Annotated in this window: 19 protein-coding genes and 2 pseudogenes; 11 read left to right on the top strand and 10 right to left on the bottom strand. The window is 70.1% G+C overall.

Features of this window, described 5'->3' with window-relative positions:
- Positions 1-8 precede the first annotated feature (8 nt).
- The 4 genes from OH809_RS34050 to argC are packed head-to-tail and all read right to left on the bottom strand — an operon-like array spanning position 9 to position 4,325.
- Complete coding sequence (locus OH809_RS34050; protein WP_406417766.1) at positions 9-1,220, bottom strand: acetylornithine transaminase; 1,212 nt, start codon at positions 1,218-1,220, stop codon at positions 9-11.
- Positions 1,217-2,149 (bottom strand): acetylglutamate kinase, encoded by a 933-nt coding sequence (gene argB / locus OH809_RS34045; protein WP_406417767.1) that lies wholly within the window; start codon positions 2,147-2,149, stop codon positions 1,217-1,219. The genes OH809_RS34050 and argB overlap by 4 nt, the downstream gene beginning before the upstream one ends.
- On the bottom strand, positions 2,146-3,300 hold the full coding sequence (gene argJ / locus OH809_RS34040; RefSeq protein ID WP_266987792.1) for a bifunctional glutamate N-acetyltransferase/amino-acid acetyltransferase ArgJ: 1,155 nt from the start codon (positions 3,298-3,300) through the stop codon (positions 2,146-2,148). The genes argB and argJ overlap by 4 nt, the downstream gene beginning before the upstream one ends.
- A complete protein-coding gene (argC, locus tag OH809_RS34035) occupies positions 3,297-4,325 on the bottom strand; it encodes an N-acetyl-gamma-glutamyl-phosphate reductase (RefSeq protein WP_406417769.1) in 1,029 nt (342 codons plus the stop codon). Before argC ends, argJ begins: the two co-directional genes overlap by 4 nt.
- Before the next feature lie 537 nt (positions 4,326-4,862).
- Between argC and OH809_RS34030 the strand changes: the two genes are divergently transcribed.
- From OH809_RS34030 to OH809_RS34020, 3 genes are all read left to right on the top strand, one after another.
- A complete protein-coding gene (locus OH809_RS34030) occupies positions 4,863-5,903 on the top strand; it encodes an endonuclease/exonuclease/phosphatase family protein (RefSeq protein ID WP_406417770.1) in 1,041 nt (346 codons plus the stop codon).
- Positions 5,904-6,421: 518 nt separating this feature from the next.
- Entirely contained in the window at positions 6,422-7,027 is a 606-nt protein-coding gene (locus OH809_RS34025) for a GPP34 family phosphoprotein (RefSeq protein ID WP_406417772.1), read from the top strand.
- Between the two features lie 462 nt (positions 7,028-7,489).
- A complete protein-coding gene (locus tag OH809_RS34020) occupies positions 7,490-8,794 on the top strand; it encodes a cytochrome P450 (RefSeq protein ID WP_406417773.1) in 1,305 nt (434 codons plus the stop codon).
- Between the two features lie 350 nt (positions 8,795-9,144).
- Here the strand turns inward: OH809_RS34020 and OH809_RS34015 are convergent, their stop codons facing one another.
- Entirely contained in the window at positions 9,145-9,549 is a 405-nt protein-coding gene (locus OH809_RS34015; RefSeq protein WP_406417775.1) for a DUF5997 family protein, read from the bottom strand.
- A gap of 58 nt (positions 9,550-9,607) precedes the next feature.
- On the opposite strand from OH809_RS34015, the gene OH809_RS34010 reads away from it, so the two are divergent.
- Positions 9,608-10,372 (top strand): LysR family substrate-binding domain-containing protein, encoded by a 765-nt coding sequence (locus tag OH809_RS34010; RefSeq protein WP_406417777.1) that lies wholly within the window; start codon positions 9,608-9,610, stop codon positions 10,370-10,372.
- Positions 10,373-10,574: 202 nt separating this feature from the next.
- On the top strand, positions 10,575-10,730 hold the full coding sequence (locus tag OH809_RS34005; protein WP_406425468.1) for a hypothetical protein: 156 nt from the start codon (positions 10,575-10,577) through the stop codon (positions 10,728-10,730).
- On the opposite strand, the pseudogene OH809_RS34000 reads toward OH809_RS34005, so the two are convergent.
- Positions 10,659-10,853, bottom strand: a pseudogene (locus OH809_RS34000) (NUDIX hydrolase); the annotation flags it as partial. The gene OH809_RS34005 and the pseudogene OH809_RS34000 overlap by 72 nt on opposite strands.
- 223 nt (positions 10,854-11,076) lie before the next feature.
- Between OH809_RS34000 and OH809_RS33995 the strand changes: the two are divergent.
- On the top strand, positions 11,077-13,392 hold the full coding sequence (locus OH809_RS33995; protein WP_406417779.1) for a discoidin domain-containing protein: 2,316 nt from the start codon (positions 11,077-11,079) through the stop codon (positions 13,390-13,392).
- Positions 13,393-13,609: 217 nt separating this feature from the next.
- Here OH809_RS33995 and OH809_RS33990 read toward each other — a convergent pair whose 3' ends face one another.
- Entirely contained in the window at positions 13,610-15,178 is a 1,569-nt protein-coding gene (locus OH809_RS33990; RefSeq protein WP_406417781.1) for an alpha/beta hydrolase, read from the bottom strand.
- A 511-nt stretch (positions 15,179-15,689) separates the two neighbouring features.
- Here OH809_RS33990 and OH809_RS33985 point away from each other — a divergent pair.
- The 3 genes from OH809_RS33985 (at position 15,690) to OH809_RS33975 (ending at position 17,613) form a co-directional block, all read left to right on the top strand.
- Entirely contained in the window at positions 15,690-16,187 is a 498-nt protein-coding gene (locus OH809_RS33985; RefSeq protein WP_406417782.1) for a peptidylprolyl isomerase, read from the top strand.
- Between the two features lie 372 nt (positions 16,188-16,559).
- Positions 16,560-17,300, top strand: coding sequence for a Clp protease N-terminal domain-containing protein (locus OH809_RS33980; protein WP_406417784.1), 741 nt, complete (start codon positions 16,560-16,562; stop codon positions 17,298-17,300).
- Between the two features lie 121 nt (positions 17,301-17,421).
- Positions 17,422-17,613: a DUF1059 domain-containing protein gene (locus OH809_RS33975; RefSeq protein ID WP_406417786.1), complete on the top strand. Its 192-nt coding sequence runs from the start codon at positions 17,422-17,424 to the stop codon at positions 17,611-17,613.
- 544 nt (positions 17,614-18,157) lie between these two features.
- Here the strand turns inward: OH809_RS33975 and OH809_RS33970 are convergent.
- From OH809_RS33970 to OH809_RS33960, 3 genes and pseudogenes are all read right to left on the bottom strand, one after another.
- Positions 18,158-18,498: pseudogene (locus OH809_RS33970) on the bottom strand (histidine phosphatase family protein); the annotation flags it as partial.
- A 47-nt stretch (positions 18,499-18,545) separates the two neighbouring features.
- On the bottom strand, positions 18,546-18,992 hold the full coding sequence (locus tag OH809_RS33965) for a GNAT family N-acetyltransferase (RefSeq protein ID WP_406417788.1): 447 nt from the start codon (positions 18,990-18,992) through the stop codon (positions 18,546-18,548).
- A complete protein-coding gene (locus tag OH809_RS33960) occupies positions 18,985-20,466 on the bottom strand; it encodes a PLP-dependent aminotransferase family protein (protein WP_406516012.1) in 1,482 nt (493 codons plus the stop codon). Before OH809_RS33960 ends, OH809_RS33965 begins: the two co-directional genes overlap by 8 nt.
- Here OH809_RS33960 and OH809_RS33955 point away from each other — a divergent pair.
- The gene (locus tag OH809_RS33955; protein ID WP_406516011.1) at positions 20,465-21,529 is read left to right on the top strand and encodes a DMT family transporter; all 1,065 of its coding nucleotides are present in this window, start codon (positions 20,465-20,467) and stop codon (positions 21,527-21,529) included. The genes OH809_RS33960 and OH809_RS33955 overlap by 2 nt on opposite strands.
- Before the next feature lie 42 nt (positions 21,530-21,571).
- Positions 21,572-21,784: a DUF1918 domain-containing protein gene (locus tag OH809_RS33950; protein ID WP_406417794.1), complete on the top strand. Its 213-nt coding sequence runs from the start codon at positions 21,572-21,574 to the stop codon at positions 21,782-21,784.
- Positions 21,785-21,795: the final 11 nt, after the last annotated feature.

Genomic DNA, 21,795 nt, shown 5'->3' with positions numbered 1-21,795 from the left:
TCGTCGCCTCATTCTCCGGAGCGCTTCTCTCCGGATGGTCCGTCCCCGTGTGCCGCGTCGAGAGCGCCGGGCAGTGCCTCGAGGAACGCGTCCACCTCCGCGTCACCGATGATCAGCGGCGGCATCAGCCGTACGACATCGGGGGCGGGCGCGTTCACCAGGAGTCCGGCTCCCTGAGCCGCCTGCTGCACCTGAGGTGCGAGGGGCTCGGTGAGCACGATACCCAGGAGCAGTCCGGAGCCGCGGACGCGGGAGACCAATGGGTGCCCCAGCCCCTCGACACCCTCCCGGATCCGCTCGCCGAGCCGCTTCACCCGATCCAGGGCGCCATCGGCGGCAAGGGTGTCCAGCACGGCGAGACCGGCAGCGCAGGCGATCGGGTTGCCGCCGAACGTCGTGCCGTGCTGACCCGGCTTCAGCAGGTCGGCCGTGGCACCGAAGGCGACGGTGGCGCCGATCGGCAGCCCACCGCCCAGACCCTTGGCGAGGGTGACGATGTCGGGCTCGATGCTCTGGTGGGCCTGGTGCTCGAACCAGTGGCCGCACCGGCCGATACCGGTCTGCACCTCGTCGAGAACGAGCAGGGTGCCGGTGGCCCGGGTGATCTCCCGGGCGGCCTCCAGGTAGCCCTTGGGCGGGACGACCACACCGTTCTCGCCCTGGATGGGTTCGATGATCACCAGCGCGGTCTCGGTGGTCACTGCGGCGCGGAGGGCTTCCGCATCTCCGTACGGGACATGTGTGACGTCGCCGGGCAGCGGAAGGAACGGCTCGCGCTTCCCGGGCTGGCCGGTGAGGGCGAGGGCCCCCATGGTCCGGCCGTGGAAGCCGCCGTCGGTGGCGACCATATGGGTCCGCCCGGTCAGCCGGCCGATCTTGAAGGCGGCCTCGTTGGCCTCGGCGCCCGAGTTGGAGAAGTAGACCCGGCCGGTCCGTCCGAAAAGGTGCAGGAGCCGCTCGGCGAGGGCGACAGGCGGTTCGGCGATGAAGAGGTTGGAAACATGCCCGAGGGAGGCGATCTGGGCGGAGACGGCCTCGACGACGGCGGGGTGGGCGTGGCCCAGCGCGTTCACCGCGATGCCGCCGACGAAGTCGAGGTACTCGGTGCCGTCGGCGTCCCACACGCGGGCGCCTTCGCCGCGGACCAGGGAGAGCTGCGGGGTGCCGTAGTTGTCCATGAGCGAGCCCTGCCACCGCTGTGAAAGCTCGGCGCTGGTCATGCTTCCCCCTCCGTCCCTGACTGTGCGACTGTTCCTGGCTGTGCGTCGGGCACGACCATCGTGCCGATTCCCTCGTCGGTGAAGATCTCCAGCAGGATCGAGTGCTGGACCCGGCCGTCGATGACACGGGCGGTCTCGACGCCGTTGCGCACGGCGTGCAGACAGCCCTGCATCTTCGGCACCATGCCGCTGGACAGCTCCGGCAGCAGCTTCTCCAGCTCGCCGGCGGTGAGCCGGCTGATCACGTCGTCGCTGTTGGGCCAGTCCTCGTAGAGACCCTCGACGTCGGTGAGGACCATCAGCGTCTCGGCGTTCAGCGCGGCGGCGAGTGCGGCGGCCGCGGTGTCGGCGTTGACGTTGTAGACATGGTTGTCGTCGGCGGAGCGGGCGATGGAGGAGATGACCGGGATCCGGCCGTCGTCCAGCAGCGCCTGGATGGCCCCGGTGTCGATGGCGGTGATCTCGCCGACCCGGCCGATGTCAACGAGCTCGCCCTCGATGGTGGGCCGGTGCTGGGTGGCGGTGATGGTGTGCGCGTCCTCACCGGTCATGCCGACGGCGAGCGGGCCGTGCTGGTTGAGCAGGCCGACGAGCTCGCGCTGGACCTGTCCGGCCAGCACCATCCGTACGACGTCCATCGCCTCGGGCGTGGTGACACGCAGCCCGGCCTTGAACTCGCTGACCAGGCCCTGCTTGTCGAGCTGGGCACTGATCTGCGGGCCGCCGCCGTGCACAACAACGGGCTTGAGGCCGGCCTGCCGCAGGAAGACGACGTCCTGCGCGAAGGCCGCCTTCAGCTCCTCGTCGATCATGGCGTTGCCGCCGAACTTGATGACGACGATCTTGCCGTTGTGCCGGGTCAGCCAGGGCAGCGCCTCGATGAGGATCTGCGCCTTCGGCAGTGCGGTGTGCTTCCTCGCGGCACTCATGAGCTGTACGCGCTGTTCTCGTGGACGTAGTCCGCGGTGAGGTCGTTGGCCCAGATGACGGCCGACTCGGTGCCTGCGGCGAGGTCGGCGGTGATCTTCACCTCGCGGTAGCGCATGTCGACGAGGTCGCGGTCCTCACCGACCCCGCCGTTCTTGCAGACCCAGACGCCGTTGATGGCGACATTGAGCTGGTCGGGCTCGAAGGCGGCCTTCGTCGTGCCGATCGCCGAGAGGACCCGGCCCCAGTTGGGGTCCTCGCCGTGGATGGCGCACTTGAGGAGGTTGTTGCGCGCGATGGAACGGCCCACCTCGACGGCGTCGTCCTCGGTCGCCGCGTTGATGACCTCGATCCGGATGTCCTTGGAGGCACCCTCGGCGTCGCCGATCAGCTGCCGGGCCAGGTCGGCGCAGACGACCCGTACGGCCTCCGCGAACTCGCCCTGCTCCGGGGTGATCCCGCTGGCCCCGGAGGCCAGCAGCAGCACGGTGTCGTTCGTCGACATGCAGCCGTCGGAGTCGACCCGGTCGAAGGTGGTGCGGGTCGCGGCGCGCAGGGCGGAGTCGAGACCGGCGGCGTCGACATCGGCGTCGGTGGTGAGGACGACCAGCATCGTGGCGAGCCCCGGTGCGAGCATGCCCGCACCCTTGGCCATGCCGCCGACGGTCCAGCCCTCGCCGCCCGCGACGGCGGTCTTGTGGACCGTGTCCGTGGTCTTGATGGCGATGGCGGCCTTCTCGCCGCCGTGCTCGCTGAGCGCCGCGGCGGCGGTCTCGATGCCGGGCAGCAGCTTGTCCATCGGGAGCAGCGTGCCGATCAGCCCGGTCGAGGCGACGGCGATCTCACCGGCGCTGTGACCGATGAGAACCTCGGCGGCCTTCTCTGCGGTGGCGTGCGTGTCCTGGAAGCCCTGCGGGCCCGTACAGGCGTTGGCGCCACCGGAGTTGAGGACGACGGCGGTGACCTCGCCACCCTTGAGGACCTGCTCCGACCAGAGGACGGGGGCGGCCTTGACGCGGTTGGAGGTGAAGACTCCCGCGGCGGCGCGACGCGGGCCGTTGTTGACCACGAGGGCCAGGTCCGGGTTACCGCTCTCCTTGATTCCCGCGGCGATACCCGCCGCCGAGAACCCCTGTGCTGCCGTGACGCTCACGGTGCCACTCCGATCGTGGAAAGACCTGTGTCCTCGGGAAGTCCGAGGGCGATGTTCATGCTCTGCAGGGCGCCGCCCGCGGTGCCCTTGGCAAGGTTGTCGATGGCGCTGATGACGACGATCCGGCCGGCTGCCTCGTCGTACGCGACCTGGATCTGCACGGCGTTGGAGCCGTACACGGACGCGGTGGCGGGCCACTGCCCCTCGGGAAGGAGGTCGACGAACGGCTCGTCCGCCAAGGCCTTGTCATAGGCGGTACGTACGGACTCGGCGGTCACGCCCGGCTTCGCCTTCGCGCTGCACGTGGCAAGGATGCCGCGGGGCATGGGCGCAAGGGTCGGCGTGAAGGAAACCGTGACCGGCTCACCGGCGGCCGCGCTGAGGTTCTGGATCATCTCGGGCGTGTGCCGGTGGACACCGCCGACGCCGTACGGAGACATGTTGCCCATCACCTCGGAGCCGAGCAGGTGTGGCTTGGCCGCCTTGCCCGCCCCGGAGGTACCGGACGCGGCGACGACGACGGCCTCGGGCTCGACGAGCTGGGCCGCGTACGCCGGGAACAGCGCGAGGGAGACGGCCGTCGGGTAGCAGCCGGGCACCGCGATCCGCTTGGCACCCGCCAACGCGGCGCGGGCACCGGGAAGCTCGGGCAGACCGTAGGGCCAGGTCCCGGCGTGCGGCGACCCGTAGAACTTCTCCCAGTCACCGGCGTCCTTCAGCCGGAAGTCGGCGCCCATGTCGACGACGAGCACCTCGTCACCGAGCTGCTCGGCGACGGCGGCGGACTGCCCGTGCGGCAGTGCGAGAAAAACGACGTCGTGCCCGGCGAGGACCTCGGGCGTGGTCGGCTGGAGCACCCGGTCGGCGAGCGGTCGCAGATGCGGTTGCAGCGCGCCGAGCTTCTGGCCGGCGTTGGTATTGCCGGTGAGAGCACCGATCTCCACCTCGGGGTGAACGAGCAGCAGACGGAGCAGCTCCCCGCCGGCATACCCGCTCGCCCCTGCCACTGCTGCACGTACCGCCATCGGAATCCTCCTCGTCGATGGCATGACTATACGCATCGTCGCACGTTTATGCAAAGCTCTCGCAGGGCGCGGCGATGTGTGGCTGCCCCCGGTCGTAGCCCGCCCAGGACACGCAGGAAGCCGTGGCGCCGGGCGACGCTCCGCTCGGCGGCTTCGCTCAGGTTGTGCCACATATCCCAATGGTCCGCCACCTGCACCGCCCGGGGCGCTCCTGCGGGCGCGCCTGCGCGAAGAACGGTGCGCAGTCACGGCATACGACCTCGGTCCCTGGCCTGTTGGCCAGCCATGCGGCCAAGGTCGAAGCCTCCCGGTCAGGCAGCAGGTGCGCCGGCCGCCGTGGCTCGCTGTCCACCACGGTCCCGTAGTCACAACCCTTGCGGGTCGCCTACTCATCGACGCCGACCACCCTCGGGGCCGGAAGTTGCGGGTCGGGCAATGCCCCGACCATCCGCGGCACTGTGCCGCGGACATAAGGAAACTGATTCACCCGGTCGCTCGTCTTGGGGGGCAAGGTCACGTGGACGTGGATGGGAAGCCATGGTGGAGCAGGCGCGGGCGGACAGCGGTGCAACGGTGAAGGCAGCAGCGCCTCGGTGGGCGCGGCGCCGGGCGGGGCGCCGCGCTCCAGGCGAGGACGCGAGGGTCCGGTCGGCCTGGACGCGGGGGCGGGCGATCGCCGCGCTCGCGGTGCTGACGGCCGGGCTGCTGGCGTTCCACCGGGCCGTCCCCAACTCCGTGGGCCGCCTGGGCAGTCTGCTGGAAGCGTTCCTGCCTTGGCTCGGCCTGGTGGTCGTGGTGCTGCTCGGCGGGGCGCTGCTGCGCCGTTCGGCCACCGCGGTGGTGGCCCTGCTGATGCCCGTGGCAGCCTGGATGCACCTCTTCGGCGGGCTGCTCCTGCCCGGGGCGAAGCCCGGCGGGCACGACCTGGTCGTGGTGCAGCACAACGTCAGCGACGAGAACACCGACCCGGCAGGCACGGCCCGCGCCCTGGCCGACGCCGAGCCCGATCTCATCGCACTGGAGGAGCTGGTACCCCCGGCGCTGCTGGTCTACGAGAAGACCCTCGCCCCGGACTACCCGTACCACGCGGTCCGGGGCACCGTCGGACTGTGGTCGAAGCATCCGCTGACCGACACCCGGCTGTTGGACATCAAACCCCAGGGAATCGCGGAGGCCTGGAATCGCGGGCTGCGGACCGTGGTCCACACGCCGCAGCACGGGGAGATCGCGGCGTACGTCGCGCACCTGCCCTCGGTCCGCGTCCGGGCGAGCGGCCTCGCATCCTCCTGGCGCGACGAGAGCGCCCGCCTGCTGGGCAAAGCCGTCGCCGCCGAGAAGCTGACAACGGTGATCCTGCTGGGGGACCTCAACAGCACGGTCGACGACCGTGGGCTGACCCCGCTGGCCTCACGGATGAACGTAGCGGAACGCGGCTTCGCCTTCAGCTTCCCCGCCGCCTTCCCGCTGGCCCGGATCGACCAGGTCATGGCCCGCTCGGCGACCGTCGCCCACATCCACACCTTGCCCGCCACCGGCAGCGACCACCTGCCGGTCGCCGCCCGGATCACACTGGGCTGAGGAAGGGTCCCGGTGACAGCGAAACTGCGTGGGTGACAGCCGGCGTGCTTCGGCACAGGTGGTGCGACCGAGCGCGGCAGTCGGCCGGTGTGGCGGACCGAAGCGCGCACTACCGCTCAGGGGGCCGGCCACGTCACTCGGACGTACCGACCGAAGCGCTGAAGAGCCGGCGCGGCCGAAGCTTCAGCCGGCGGTCGGGGCAGCATGGTGTCGGGGCAGCATGCTGGGGCGGACGCAGGATGCAGCTGCCGCCCTCGCTCCGTAAGCTCGATATCGGGAATGTTCGGCGACGGGCAGGAAGGTCCTTTCCCCATACACCGACCACACCATCAGTGACCTGATCCCGATGGACAGCACCGGCCGGACTTCCCGCCCGCCGGCTACGCGCAGCAAATCCGCTCAGCGATCGCGGCGGCCACCGACAACGGCAGCCGACCTTGCCGTCCGGTGTCACATCGGGTGCCGGACCAGCTGCTCGGCGACGCCTCGCTACCGATGCCTCTGACGTGGAGCCCTTCATGACCACACCGCGGGACCTCTCGATCGCAGTCATGGACATGGCGCCAGGTCGCCCTGTGGAACAGGGCGACCTGTCACTCGCGCTCGCGGGAGCCGAGATGATCGACCTCCTCGGTGCCGAGGCCGTCAGACTGGACGGCGATCGGATCGTGCCGGGCCTCCGGCCCCCCATAGCCGATCACCTGCTGGACGAGGCTGCGGCGTCGCTGATCCGAGAGGCGCCGTACGAATCGGTCGACGACTGGCTGTGGCGCAGAGGTCGCGGCCTGTCCGCAGCCTATCTGGCCGCGCTCGAGGCGGAGGGGCAGCTCACTCGGCAGCCCCGTCGCGTGATGCCCTTCCGGAGCGGTCGGACGGTGCTGGTCGATTCGCCCGCCCGCCGCGCGGCGGCGAACCGCTGGACATCGGACGAACCCGTCCTCGCCGCCCTTGCGGCAGCCATCGGGATCCGTGACGAGTGGACCGGGGACTTCCCGACCACGGCCGACGACGCGGTGGTGACAGTGCTGGCCGCCGTCAATGACGCGTTGATGGAACTGGAGGCCGTACGGCAACGGCGAGCCATCGAGGATGCGGCTTTCGACAACATCTGGCGAGGCGAATGACGACGGCACACGCGGGGGCGATGGCCGCCGCCACCTGACAGCCACGGCTCTTGACACACCCGCGCGCCGGTGTGGCCACCAGGGCTCCCGAGTCGGCGGGAAGGCTGCCGCCCGCGCACCGTCCGGTGCCTCCGTCGTACAGGCATGACGCCCACAGCGGTGCCCTGCACCAGCGAGGCGTGCCTCGACGTCCGCTCGCACGGCCGCATCGGCGGCAGGATCGGCTGAGCGGAAGTCGCGGGCTTCATGCTCCGCCAGGCGCACGGCAGGGACCGGAAACGCATCGATCCAGGCCATGGACAACCGCTCGCTGCCTCCTTGGCCCGCAGTGCCTGGTCGGCGGCACCGCGATGGGGGTTACCGGCCTCCGGACCGGCAGGGCTTACCCTCCTGCTGGGCTCCTGGCACCGGTTACCGGCACCGGCCTCGTCCGTCCCACCTCACAGATGCGAGCACGAGTACATGTCCATACCTTCCGCACGTTCCGCAATAGCGACGTGGGTGACCCGTCTCTATTTCTCCCGGCTTCGGAAGAAGGGCCGCGGCCTCGACCTCTCCATTCTCTCGAAGCTGCCCGACGCCGCTCTGCTGCCGCTGCGCCGTGACGGCCTCGACCCCGTCGTGGAGATCGGCGCGCTGCGCGACCGGGAGCCGGTCAGTCGGCTGCCCATACCCGGCATGACGGTCTGGCTGGTCTCCGGTTACGACGAGGCGAAGCAGGTCCTCGGCCACGCCCGCGCCTTCAGCAACGACTTCGCCAACCTCGTCAACCACACGAGTGTCACCGAGAACCATCAGCCAGGCGGCCTGGGCTTCTGCGACCCGCCCGACCACACACGCCTGCGTCGGCTACTCACCCCCGAGTTCACGATGCGCCGCCTCAGCCGTCTGACGCCCCGTATCCACGCGATCGCCGAGGAATGCCTGGCCGAACTGGCAAAGGCCGCAGACACCGACGGGCGGGTCGACTTCGTCGAGCACTTCGCGTTGCCGGTCCCGGCCCTGGTCATCTGCGAGCTCCTCGGCGTTCCCTACGAGGAACGGGACGCCTTCCAGCAGTTCTCGGTCGCCCGCTTCGATGTTCTCGGCGGCGTCGGCGCATCCTTCGGCGCGATCTCCCAGTCCAGGGAGTACCTGCACGGCCTGGTCGAACAGCAGCGCCGCAACCCCGGCGACGGTCTGCTCGGCATGCTCATCCGCGAACACGGCGACAGCGTCACCGACGAGGAACTCACCGGCCTCGCCGACGGCGTCCTCACCGGCGGTCTGGAAACGACCGCGAGCATGCTCGCCCTCGGCACTCTGGTCATGCTCCAGGACCGCAAGCACCTCACGGCGATGCGCAACGCCGACGACCCGGCCGCGGTCGCCGCCCCCTTCGTCGACGAACTCCTGCGCCACCTCACGGTCGTCCAGACGGCCTTTCCGCGCTTCGCCCGCGAGGACATGGAGGTCGGCAGCGCACGCATATCCGGCGGCGACATCGTCATCGTCTCCCTCAGCGCCGCCGACCGCGACCCGCGTCTCGGCCCCGCGATGGACACGTTCGACCCGGCCCGCCCACCCGCCTCGTCCCACCTGGCGTTCGGACACGGCATCCACCGCTGCATCGGCGCCGAACTCGGCAAGATGGAACTCCGCGCGGCCTTCCCCAAGTTGGTAGGCCGTTTTCCGGAATTGCGCCTTGCGGTGCGGCCGGAGGAACTGGAGTTCCGTAAATTGTCGGTTGTCTACGGGGTGGACTCACTGCCGGTGCATCTGAACTGAGCAGCGCCCGGCCTCGCGAGCAGGTCTCCGGGGAAGCCGTCACTCACGCGCTGCGGGCGCGGGCGGCGAGCAGGGCAGCCAGGATCACGGGCGCACCAACCATGTGGGGCACATCACTGCTTGCCACTCGTTTTCGGCAATCGTCTCCGGGCCGCCGGGTGAGCGTGAAGCCATCGGTACGAACGCCGGAAGGCGCGCGCCGACCGGCGTCGTCGCGCAGCCGCCCTGTGGAGCGTCGGCCCTGCCCCACGGACGTGGCGCTCACAGAAACGACGCTGCCGGTGATCCTCATCCCGGTTGGGCGGGGACCACCGACAGCGTCGTCGAGTCCAAACTTCGAGAGAAGCAGGTCAGGAGCGCGGTCGCTGGGGCTGACCGGCTCGCTCCGCTTTCTTCTCCTTGATGCGCGCCGCTTCCTTCCGGACCTCGGCCTGGGTGGCGCGCTCCTTCTGCAGCCACTCAGGGAGGTCCTTCTTCAGCGCGTCGATCTGCTCCGTCGTGAGGGCGTCCGTGACTCCGCCACGTGCGAGACCCGCGATGGAGACGCCCAGCTTCGCCGCGACCACCGGGCGGGGGTGCGGTCCGTTGCGCCGCAGTTCCTGCAGCCACTCGGGCGGATCGGCCTGCAGCGCATTGAGCTCGCTGCGCGAGACGACACCCTCCTGGAACTCGGCGGGGGTGGCCTCGAGGTACACACCCAGCTTCTTTGCCGCGGTTGCGGGCTTCATCGTCTGGGTGGTCTGGTGCGACGTCATGGTGTCAAGAGTAGCGAGCGTGTGCGATACCTCCGACCACGACCGGTAACCTGGCGGAGTGACAGGCTCCGATGCACCCCTCTCGTTCCGGCTCGCGTACGTCCCAGGCGTGACGCCGACCAAGTGGGTGCGCATCTGGAACGAGCGGCTGCCCGACATCCCACTGACTCTCGTCGCGGTGGCCGCCGTCGAAGCATCCGACCTGTTGCGGAGCGGCGGCGCCGACGCAGGTTTCGTGCGGTTGCCGATCGACCGGACGGACCTCAGCGCGATCCCCCTCTACACCGAGACGACGGTGGTCGTGGTCCCGAAGGACCACATCGTGGCGACGGTCGACGAGGTGTCCGGAGCGGATCTGGCCGACGACGTCGTGCTGCATCCCCTCGACGACACCCTCGACTGGGAGCGTCCGCCGGGCCGGCCCGCGATCGAGCGTCCGGCCACGACGGCGGACGCCATCGAGCTGGTGGCGGCAGGGGTGGGCCTCCTCGTCGTCCCTCAGTCACTCGCACGCCTGCACCACCGCAAGGACCTCACGTACAGGCCGCTCACGGACGCCCCCGAGTCGCGCGTCGCACTGTCGTGGCCGGAGGAAAAAACCACCGACCTGGTGGAGGACTTCATCGGGATCGTCCGCGGGCGGACCGTCAACAGCTCGCGGGGGCGCAACCCCACCCCGGCACAGCCGAAGCAGCACAAGCGCCCTGACACAGGCGGCGCGCAGCGAAAGTCCACAGCCGGGAAGCCGGCCGGCAAGAGCCCGCGGAGCGGCTCCGGCGGTCCCAAGACCGGCAGGCGGGGCAAGCCCCGTCGTCGGTCCTAGTGCCGTGACCGGCGATGTTTGCCCACCAGGGGCGTCGTCCAGTGCGTGCGATCGCAAGGCGGCCGGAAGTCCCCCAGTGGGGTCTCCCCTGCTCGAACGAAGTTGAGAGCTTGGGGAAGGAGCTGCCAGGGCGCTTGGCCAACGCGGCGAGCAGGCGTGCCGGGCGGTGCGGCCACGAACTTCCGCGGAGCAGCACCAGTCGATGAGCCCTGTACGTTCGCGCGTCGACGAGGCGGGCGTCGAGGAGTTCGAGCCCGGTTTCCTCGTACAACTCGCGCGCCAGGGCCTCGCGGGGCCGTTCGCCCGGATCGAGCCCGCCTCCGGGCAGATGCCACAGCCCCGGTGTGAAGACCGGTGAGGCCTCCGACGGCCTGGTCAGCAACTGGCCGTTCTGCCGTGGCAATCGCGTGTGCCGATATGCGCGAACGTATCCGGTTCCCCACCGCGTGCCTGCCGGCTTCAGCTTCCACGGCTCCAGCATCCCCGTGCGGAGCCGTCGGTCGATCACGATGATCACGCTTGTTGCCAGTCCAAATCCTCTGCTCGTATGAAGGATCTCGGCAGCCAAGAGGTCTAGACCAAGTGGTCTAGACCTCGACTGGAAACTCGGGTATACCTTCTTCAATTCCGCTCGAACGGAGGTTGCAGTGCGCATAAACAGACACGCTGCTCGACTGGTCAGAGCGATAGCGCTCGGATTGTTCGTGCCCCTCCTGGCAGTGCCGTCAGCAGGCGCCGAACCCGTCCCCGCGAACACCGACGTCAACCCCCGACCCGCCGTGGTGCCCGCTCTTCAGCAGTGGGAGGGCGGAACGGGTTCGTTCGAGTTGCGCAAGCACAGCCGGATCGTGCTGGTCAAGAAGCAGGCCGACGAACTCGACGACCAGGGCGCGCAACTCTCCGCCGAGATCGAAGAGGTGACAGGGCACAAGCCGGCCGTGTCCCCCCGGATTCCGCAGGACGGCGACATCGTCCTGTCGATCGATCCCTCCCTCGCCGACGCGACGGGTGGCGCCCGGTTCGCCGAGGAGGGCTACACCCTCACGGCCACCGATCACAACGTGACGATCGCGGCGCCGACCGCGAAGGGTGTCTACTACGGCACCCGCAGCCTTCTGCAGATCCTTCTGCTCGACGACGGCCGCGATTCCGTCCCCGTGGGCACGGCCGTGGACTGGCCCAACTACAAAGTCCGCGGCTTCATGCTGGACGTCGGGCGGCGGTTCTTCACCGCCGACTACATCCGCGACTACCTGCGGGTGATGGGCTGGTTCAAACTCAACCAGCTGCAGTTGCACCTCAACGACAACGGTTTCAAGGGCAGCAAGCCCTGGAGCGAGGTGCAGGCCGGCTTCCGGCTCAAGACCGACAACCCCGAGCTGGCCGGGCTGGCTTCCCAGGACGGGTCCTATGACCGCGCCGACTGGGACTCCTTCGAGGACACCGCCGCCGCGAACGGCGTCACGATCATCCCCGAGATCGACGCGCCCGCCCACTCGCTGGCGTTCATCCGGTTCCGCCCGTCGCTCGGCCTCAACGACGGCCAGTCCGACCACCTCGATCTGTCCAAGCCTGAGACCACCGCGTTCATGAAGTCGGTGTTCGACGAGTTCGTGCCCTGGTTCCGTAGTCCCGATGTGCACTTCGGCGCCGACGAGTACACGGTGGACAAGCCCCGCTACAAGGTCTACTTCAACGAGATGGCCGCCCACATCCGCGCGCTCGGCAAGCAGCCGCGGGCCTGGGGCAGCCTGTCGGTCATGGCGGCCAACAGCGACGGTTACGACCGCGACGTGACCATGAACAGCTGGAACAACGGCTGGTACGGGCCGCAGGCGCTCAAGCAAGACGGCTACTCCTTCATCAACACCAACGATGCCCTGCTCTACATCGTCCCGTTCGCGGGCTACTACCACGGCCACGGGCTGGACGGTAAGTACCTCTATGACCAGTGGGAGCCGAATGTCTTCCCCGGCGGGCAGAGCGTGGCCCCTCGTGACCCGCAGTTGCTCGGAGCCATGTCGGCGGTGTGGAACGACCTGACCGAGGCCACCTACTCGGAGCTGGACGTGCACGGGCTGGTCGAGCCCACGTTCGGCACGCTGGCTCAGAAGATGTGGAGCGGGGCCAAGGCCGATATGCCGTACAGCGCCTTCCTCGACACGGTCCGCAAGCTTGGCGTGGGCACCGGGCTGACGAAGGTCTCCACGACACTCGCCGCGTCGGCGTCGGGAGAGGTGAGCCTGGGGAAGGAGGCGACCGCCTCCGCCGGTGAGGCGGCCGCGGCCTTCGACGGGGTGCGCACCACCAACTGGGCCAGCGGTCCAGGAGATGAGGCATGGCTGCAGGTCAACCTCGGCAAGCCGGTCGCGATCAGCAAGGTCGAGCTGGACTGGGCACCCGACTACGGGCGGGACTACGAGGTCCAGGTGTCACGTGACGGCGAGAAGTGGACCACCGTCGCGAGCCGTACCGGCCGCGAAGCCGCGGGAGTCGACACTCTGACGTTCGATCCGGTCACGGCACGGCACGTACGGCTCGTCGGCACGCAGGCGGGCAACAAGCAGAACGGGTACGCCCTGTGGAGCATGCGCGTCTTCGAGGTGCCGGACCTGGCGCTGCACCGGCCGACCACCGCGTCCTCGACCGAAGTGGCGAGCCTGGGACCGGAGAACGCCACCGACGGCGACGGCAAGACCCGATGGGCCAGTGCCTACCGCGACGGTGAATGGATCCAGGTCGACCTCGGCTCCCCGCAGACCGTCCAGCGTGTCCTGCTCGACTGGGAGAACGCCTCCGGTCGTGACTACGACATCCAGGTCTCCGGCGACGCCGCCAACTGGAAGACGGTGGCCTCGGTTCGGGACAAGCCGTCCGGCGCCCGCGTGGACGAGCTCACCTTCGATCCGGTGACCGCCCGGTACGTGCGGATGCAAGGCATCAAGCGGACAACCGGCTGGGGCTACTCGCTGTGGCGCCTGGAAGTGCGTTCCATGAGCCCGGAGCCCGACCTCGGGTAACCCGCGAGTGGGCCACTAGCCAAATCCTGTCGTCGGACAGCCGTCGTCGCCGCAGGGCGGCCGGAACAGACAACTGAGTCCCGGCCCGCCCTGCGAGTGGCACACCTCGGCGCCCCGGCACCGACGGCTGTCGCTCATCGGGAGCTCGTGGCCCCGTACGCGGAGCGCGTCGGCCCACTGCCGGGGAAGGGCTGTGTTGCCTACCTTGTTCCGGAGCTCACTTCGCGCCCGTACCGCCTCTTGCGTCACGGACGGCCGGTGTCTCCGTCGCGAAAGGAGGGACGTCCTGTTCGCATGTGGCGCCGACGGGGGGCAGGACACCGCTGAGGAAGTAGCGGGCCGCATGCCGGCCGACGCAGCCGCTCGGATTGTCCAGTGACGAGTGACCGTACCCGTTGAGCGTGAGCAGACGGGCGTCGGCGAGTTCACGGGCCATCGCCTTGCCTGCCTGATAGGAGGTGGCAGGGTCGTAGGTCGCATTGACGACGAGCACGGGGTTCGCGGTGTGCCTGTTCCAGGGGCCGGTGTAGTTCCTGACGGCACGGGCCGGCCAGGTTGCGCACGGCTCGTTGGCCCAGGCCCACCAGTGTCCGAGGTCTCCCGCTCGCGCGGTGCTCAGCTTGTCGAGTCCGACGTAGTGTGCCGGGTCGCGGGGGTTGGGGCTTTCCGCGCACAGTACGCCGAGAGTCTGCTCGAAACCGGGATACTTCAAGGAAAATGGAGGCGTCGGCGGATCCTCCGGGATGCGGCCCTCCCAGAGGATCTGCAGCATCTGGGCCGTCTCGGCCCAAGCGGGGTGGACCGTGTAGAGCCCGCCACGGATCACGCTGACAGTCCTCGCGTACGTCCAGGACCCCACGGGCCTTTTCTGGAGGCGCCGCAGCAGCTCGGTGAACTTGGCGCGGGTTGCTGCCGGGTTTCCTGCGGAGAAGGCGCAACTGCTCGCCGGGGCGCGACCGCACAGCCTCAGGAACTCCCGCAGGGCGTCGGCCGAGCCCAGATCGGACCCCAGCCGCAGGAAGGTGCTCAGTTCCGGCTCGCTCTTCGAGCCGTCGTCGACCCAGGCCCGAGGATCGACGTTCCCGTCGAGCACCAGGCGGCCGACCTTGGACGGGAAGAGGTTTGCGTAGGTCGCCCCCAGCAACGTTCCGTACGAGACACCCCAGTACCTCAACTGCCGCTCACCGAGCGCCTGACGCAACCGGTCGAGGTCGCGGGCGCTTTCGGCCGTCGACACATGACGCAGCAGTTCCGGAAACCGCTTCTGACAGCGTCGGCCGAGCTCGGCGTAGGCCGCAGTGAAGGTTCTGCGCTCTTTCGTGCCGACCGGAAAGGCGGGAACATTCGCCAACCATGTGACGGCTTCTTCCGCACCGGCAAAACATTGCACGGCGGTGCTCTGCCCGACGCCGCGTGGGTCCCAACTGACGATGTCGAACCGCTCGCGCAGTTCCTCGGGGAACTTGTGGTACTGCAACGGCAGCCCCACCGTTCCCGGGCCGCCGGGCCCCCCGGGGTTGAAGAACAGTGATCCGACCCGCCGCCCGGGAGCGGTGGCCCGGTGCCTGATCACCACCAGGTCGACGGTGCGCCACCGGGGACGGGCGTAGTCGAGTGGCGCCTTCGCCATTGCGCACTCGAATCCCTGCCGGCCCTCACCCTCACAGGGCTTCCAGGTCAACGTCGTCCCGCCGGCCGCGGACGGTCCCCCGTCGGACAACTCGACGACGACCGAACCTCCGGTCGTGACCGCGGAGGCGAGCAGCAGGACCCCCGCAGCGCACATGGCGCCACGCCTTTGCCGATGGACGGTGACATCTGGCATCGGCGGACCCTTCCTGGGCAGGGTGACTCTTGGCGCGGGGCCGGCGGCCGGCAGGCCCAGTGCCATACGAACGGCGTCGAACGTGCCGGGCAACAGGCGCCCGTCCGAACGGGTGACAGCGTCGTCCGTCCGGGCGCAGCACAAGAGCCGTCCGGTCCCGCGCCCCGTGGACGCGGGCGAACCCGCCGCTTCCGTCGCGGTACACCGTCGGCAGTGTTCCGTCGACGGGTGCGCCGTTCGCCGACCGCGATGCGGGACTCCACTCATCCGTGCGTCAACTCATTGTCCGTGGACGTGAGTTCGTCGGCCCCTCCTCGCCCCCGTACAGCAGCACGTGGCCACGGTCCGGCCATCGGCAGGCCGTCGGCGATGCCCGCGGCACCGCACTCGCGTTCGAGGACCAGCTGGGCGATCCGGCGCTCGGACCACCCCGTCCGCTGGTGGCCGACCGCGGTGATGTCAGGATGGATCCATGACGACCAAGGTTTTTTTCGACATCACCATCAATGACGAGCCCGCCGGGCGGATCGTGTTCAACCTGTTCGACGACGTGGTTCCGAAGACGGCGGAGAACTTCCGCGCGCTGGCGACCGGCGAGAAGGGCTTCGGCTACAAGGGCTCGTCCTTCCACCGGGTCATCCCGGACTTCATGCTGCAGGGCGGCGACTTCACCAGCGGTGACGGCCGTGGCGGCAAGAGCATCTACGGCGAGAAGTTCGCCGACGAGAACTTCAAGCTCACGCACGACAAGCCCGGGCTGCTGTCGATGGCGAACGCGGGCCCCAACTCCAACGGCTCCCAGTTCTTCATCACGACGATCGTGACGTCGTGGCTGGACGGCAAGCACGTCGTCTTCGGCGAGGTCGACGGCCAGGAGAGCATGGACCTGGTCAAGAAGATCGAGGGCTACGGCTCGCAGAGCGGCAAGACCCGGGCCAAGGTCACCATCGCCGACTCCGGCGTCCTCTGACCGTACGAGGGACCCTCTGGCGCCCGGCCCTTCGCTGATCGGTCAGCGAAGGGCCGGACGCCCGCTTCCGGCCCACGCCCGCCCGCCCGACGAGACCGTTCGGGTCCGCGGCGACGCGCTCCGCCTCCAGCTGCGGAGCGACGGCCCCGGTTACGCCTCCATGAGCCGCTGCGCAGGCACAGTCGCCGCGCCGCGGGTGCGGATGACGGACTGGGCCATCCGCCACTTCCCGCCGGGCGAGGTCGGCCGATGGCTGGACCTCGCCGAGCAGCGGGCCGACCGACCTGCCCGCAGGGCCGGGCGTCGCCACACCCTTCCTCGTACCGTCAACCGGCGGTTGACAGCCCATGACTGTCAACCTACGGTTGACATATGGCGAATCCAGTACGCATGACGAATCCGGTACGGCTCGACGAACTGATCGAAGCCATCAAGAAAGTTCACCCCGACGCTCTCGAACAGCTCTCGGGCGCGGTCATCGCCGCCGACCACCTCGGCGACGTGGCCGACCACCTGATCGGCCACTTCGTCGATCAGGCGCGCCGCTCGGGGGCGTCCTGGACGGAGATCGGGAAGAGCATGGGCGTCACCCGGCAGGCGGCCCAGAAGCGCTTTGTCGCCAAGGATCCCGGCGAACCGTCGGATCTCGACCCCAGCCAGGGGTTCAGCCGGTTCACCGAGCGGGCGCGGAACGTCGTGATGGCGGCGCAGAACGAAGCACGCGCCGCAAGCAACGACGAGGTGCGTCCGGAGCACCTGGTGCTGGGGCTGCTCAGTGAGCCGGACGGGCTCGCCGCGGCGTTCATCAAGGCGCAGGGCGTCTCGCTGGACGCCGTCCGGCAGGCCGCGACCGAGGCACTGCCGCCCGCGGCCGAGGAGTTCCCGGACCTCATCCCGTACGACGCCGGGGCACGCAAGGCGCTGGAGCTCACGTTCCGGGAGGCCCTGCGGATGGGGCACAACTACGTCGGCACGGAGCACATCCTGCTCGCACTGCTGGAGCACGAGGACGGCGACGGCGTGCTGACCGGGCTCGGTATCGACAAGGCCGCCGCGGAGACCGGCATCGCGGAGGCCATGACGCTCGTCGTCGCCGCACACAAGGGTGAATGACCGGCTGCATCGACTGAAGCCGGACGGTTCCATGCGGCTGTGAGCGCGTCTGCACCTCCCTGCTCCCCCTCCCCGGCGTGATCCTCCGCCCTAGAGTGGAAGGGAGCAGGGAGGTACCCTCATGCGGAAGGTCACCGACTGCCGGGAATACCCCAGCGAGACGAAATGCACGCTCGCCCTCGCCGGCGAGCCGGAGGAAGTGGTCCGCGCCACCACCGAGCTGGCCGTTCGGGTGCACGGTCATGCGGACGGACTGGAGCTGCGGGAGCAGATCGGGTCCGGGCTTCAGGACGAGCCCACGCAGCTCGCGTGAGCCGCGACGCGGCCCGGTTCGCATCACCCGGATCCACCACGGCGCACACCTTCCCAGGGCCGTGTGCCGCGGTCCCGGGGGTCCGGACCCCGCCCCTGTGCGCACCATGCCGAACAGAGGGTTCGCCGCGCCCTGGCTGTAGGCCGGTCACACCTCTCCGGGAGAACCACACAACCAGCCGCCCGACGAGGCCGAGCAGGGCGGGCACCCGCAGGACCGCCGTGCCCGGCCTGTTCCCGATCGCCGCGCCCCTGCCCGCCCTGGTGCGCGACGCGTCCTGCCCACCCGTGACAGCGCGGGCAGTGTCGCCCAGGGTCTGATCACCGCGCGGACATACGGTTGATCGCTACCCTGTCTTCCCCCGCCACGGGGCGGGGAGACAGGGGTGGGACATGCGCAGAAGAATTGCCGTGCTCGCTGCGGTGGGAGCAGTGGCCACCGCGGTCGTGGTGGCGCCGGCCCTTCACCGGTGACGCCGTCACGGTGAAGTGACCGCGCGGCAGGCCGGGAAACCGGCCCGCCGCCGGGTCACAGCGCCTCGTACACCGCCGTGCGGTGCAGAGCGCGGGCCGGCGAGCCAGGCGTGCACCGCGGCGGGTTCGCGGGCCGCCACATCGGAGAGGGTCCAGCCGCGCCGGCGGCCCATGTCGCAGTCGCGCAGGGCGGGCTGGGCCATGGGGGCGAAGCCGAGCGCCTCGCCGGTGGCGCGGCTGCGGGCGGTCGGCGAGCAGTAGCGCAGTCCGGCGGCGTCCAGGGGCATCAACGCCCGTGCGGCGAGCTGCACTTCGTGCCAGCCGGCCTGATCGAGCGGCCGTCGTCGTCGAAGCGCTCGGCGAGCGGGGAAGAGCTGCGCGCCGCGGCGACGGGCGAGACTCGAACACTCACGGCCGAGAGCGTGGAGCCGGACGCCGCCCAGTTCAAGAGGGCGACTTTCAGACGGCTCCGGGACGGTCGAACCGGAAGTACATCCACTTCTCGGGGTTCTTGAGCGGCTGGAACCCGGCCTTCGCATAGACGCCGTGGGCGTCATCGGTCGCGAGGGTGAGCCTGCGGATGCCGGTCGGGGCGAGGTGGTCGCGCACGGCGACGGCGAGCCGGGTGCCGAGCCCGTGGCCGCGGGCCGGCCGGTCGACGTACACATCGCAGAGCCAGGCGAAGGTGACGCGGTCGGTCACCACCCGGGCGTAGCCGACCTGCTCCCCTGAAGTGGTGTCGTACGCACCGAAGTTGAGCGATCCAGCGATGGCCAGATCCTGCTTCTCGCGGGTACGTCCGAGCGCCCAGTAGGCGTCGGTGGAAAGCCAGTGGTGGATCCGGGCCAGGTCCAGCCGGGCCGGGTCGGACGAGATCTCGTAACGCTCCTGGAGAATGTCAGCCATGCCCGGAGGATAGGTCGCGGCGGCCGGGGGCGGCGAAGAGTTCGTCGCAGGCGGTGCGCAGCCGTCGTACGCCCTCGGCGATCTCGCCCGCCCCGGCGACCGCGGCGAAGCTCAACCGCACCTGGGCGGCCGGGGGTTCGGCGCAGTAGTACGGGCGGCCCGGCGCGACCGCGACGCCCGCGCGCAGGGCGGCCGATACCAACGCCGCCTCGTCGGGGCCGGCTTCGGCATCCGGCAGCCGCAGCCAGAGGCTGCCGCCGCCCGCGGGGATATGCGGGAGCGACAGGTCGGGCAGTTCGAGCCGCAGGGCGGTCGTCATGGCGGTCCGCCGGTTCTTCAACTCCGTCGGCACGGAACGCAGATGGTGACCCCAGGCCGGGGAGCCGACCAGTTCGAGCGCGGCTTCCTGGAGCGGGCGCGGGACGAAGAAGCTGTCGACGATCTGGATGGCCCGCAGCCGTTCCAGCACCGGTCCGCGGGCGGCCAGCGCACCCACCCGCAGGCTCGGCGAGGTGATCTTGGTGAGTGAGCAGACATGGACGACGACGCCATCGGGGTCGTCGGCGGCGAGCGGCGCGGGCAGCGGGCCCGCGTCGTCGTGGACGAGACGGCGGGCGAAGTCGTCCTCGACGACGAACGCCCCCGCCTCGCGGGCGATCCGGACGACCTCACGCCGGCGGTCCGGGGCGAGGACCGCGCCGGTGGGGTTCTGGAAGAGCGGCTGGCAGACGAAGACGCGTGCGCCCGTGGCGCGGAAGGCGGCGGCCAGCAGTTCGGGGCGGACCCCGTCGGCGTCGACCGGGACCGGGACGGGACGCAGTCCGGTGGCACGGGCGGCCGCCAGCATGCCCGGGTAGGTGGGCGATTCGACGAGGACGGGGGCGCCGGGCGGGGCGAGGGCGCGCAGAGCGGTGGCCAGGGCGCTCTGGCCGCCCGCGGTGATGAGTACGTCTGCGGCGGTGAGCGAAGGCCCGATCTCGCGGGCGAACCAGGCACGGAGCTCGGTGAGCCCGTCGGTGGGCGGACGGCCCCAGGCTCCGGGGCGGCGCCCGGCCCGGGCGAGGGCGGCGGCGAGCGCCCGTTCGGGCTGGAGCGAGGGGTGGAGGTAGCCGCCGTTCAGCTCGATGACGCCGGGCGGCGGTGCGGCGAGCGTGACCAGGACGCCGGACGCGTCGACGGTACGTGGCACGACCTCCGGTCCGCCGTCGCCGCTGAGGGAAACCTCCTGCCAGGAGGTGTCGCCGGGCGGGGACACGTCGGTACGGGGCTCCGCCCGGAAGGCGCCGGAGCCGGGGCGGGTCACGACGAGCCCTTCGGCGGCGAGCCGCGCGATCGCCCGGGAGACGGTCACCGGACTGACCCGATATCGCTCCACGAGTGCCCGGCTGGACGGCAGCTTCCCACCAGGCGAGTAGCGGTTCAGTTCGCCTCGAAGGGAACTCACCAGCTCAGCAACGCTGCTACGCTCTTGCATGACAGCAAAGGATAGCGCTACCCGTCAGGTATCGATAGCGGTCACCTACCCTTCGACAGCGGTTGCCCCATCGGCGGGCCGGAGCGGCACACTGCTCGCCGGGCTCGGCGTGGTCGCCTTCTCGCTGACCTTCCCGTCCACGGTCTGGGGACTGGAGAGCTTCGGCCCCTGGTCCCTGGTGACTCTGCGCAGCCTGCTCGCCGCACTGATCGCCGGCTCCGTGCTGCTTGCGGGACGGGTCCCGGTGCCCGACCGCCGCCACTGGGGCGGGCTCGCGGTCGTCGCGGGCGGTGTGGTGGTGGGGTTCCCGCTGCTGACCACGCTGGCCCTGCAGACCTCCACCTCCTCGCACGCGGCCGTGGTGGTGGGGCTGCTGCCGCTGACCACGGCGGTCCTCTCGTCACTGCGGACCGGGTTGCGTCCGCCGCGTACCTTCTGGATCGCGGCACTGACCGGCGCGGCCGTGGTGATCGTGTTCACCGTGCAGCAGAGCGGCGGCGCGCTCTCCTCCGGCGATCTCTTTCTGTTCGGTGCGCTGCTGGTGTGCGCGGCGGGGTACACCGAGGGCGGCAGGCTGGCCGGGGTCATGCCGGGCTGGCAGGTGATCGGCTGGGCACTGGTCCTCGCGGCGCCGCTGATGGTGGCGGGCGCGGCGGTCGCGCTCTCCTTCGAGCCGGTGCGACTGACCACGCACGGGGTCATCGGCCTGGTCTGGGTGGCGGCGGGTTCCACCTTCGTCGGCCTGTACGTCTGGTACCGCGGCATGGCGGAGATCGGGGTCCCGCGGGCGAGCCAGCTTCAGCTCGCGCAGCCGCTGCTGACTCTGGTGTGGTCGTTCCTGCTCCTCGGCGAGAAGGTCTCGGCGGCCGTACCGGTGGCGGCGGTGGCCGTGCTCGTCTGCATCGCGGCCACCCAGCGGTCGGGGGCGCGGCGCCAGGGGGTCTCCGGCGTGGCCCACGACGGCCCGGACGCACGCGCCACGGCGGCCGGGGCCGCGCCCGGTTCCCGCCCGAGCCGAAAAGAGACACTGGTACGCCCGGTGCGCGGGCGGATCCGGTCATAGACTTGTCGACATGGACCGTCACCCGTGAGGAGGTCACTCCAGATGGAGGCACAGGCGGGCGACCGGCTGCTGACGCACGGCAGGACCGTGGGGCAGCACGACCGGGTCGCAGAGATCGTCGAAGTGCTCGGGGACAAGGGCGCTCCCCCGTACCGCGTCCGCTCCGAGGACGGACACGAACACCTGGTTTCGCCAGGTCCCGACACCATCGTCCAGCACACCGTGGTCCGGCACCGGGGCCCGGAGACCCCGTAGGTTCCCCGGGC

The sequence above is a fragment of the Streptomyces sp. NBC_00873 genome (assembly GCF_045207415.1).
Taxonomy (GTDB): domain Bacteria; phylum Actinomycetota; class Actinomycetes; order Streptomycetales; family Streptomycetaceae; genus Streptomyces.
The sequence above is the reverse complement of the archived record's forward strand: the minus strand, read 5'-3'. Positions and strand labels throughout refer to the sequence as shown.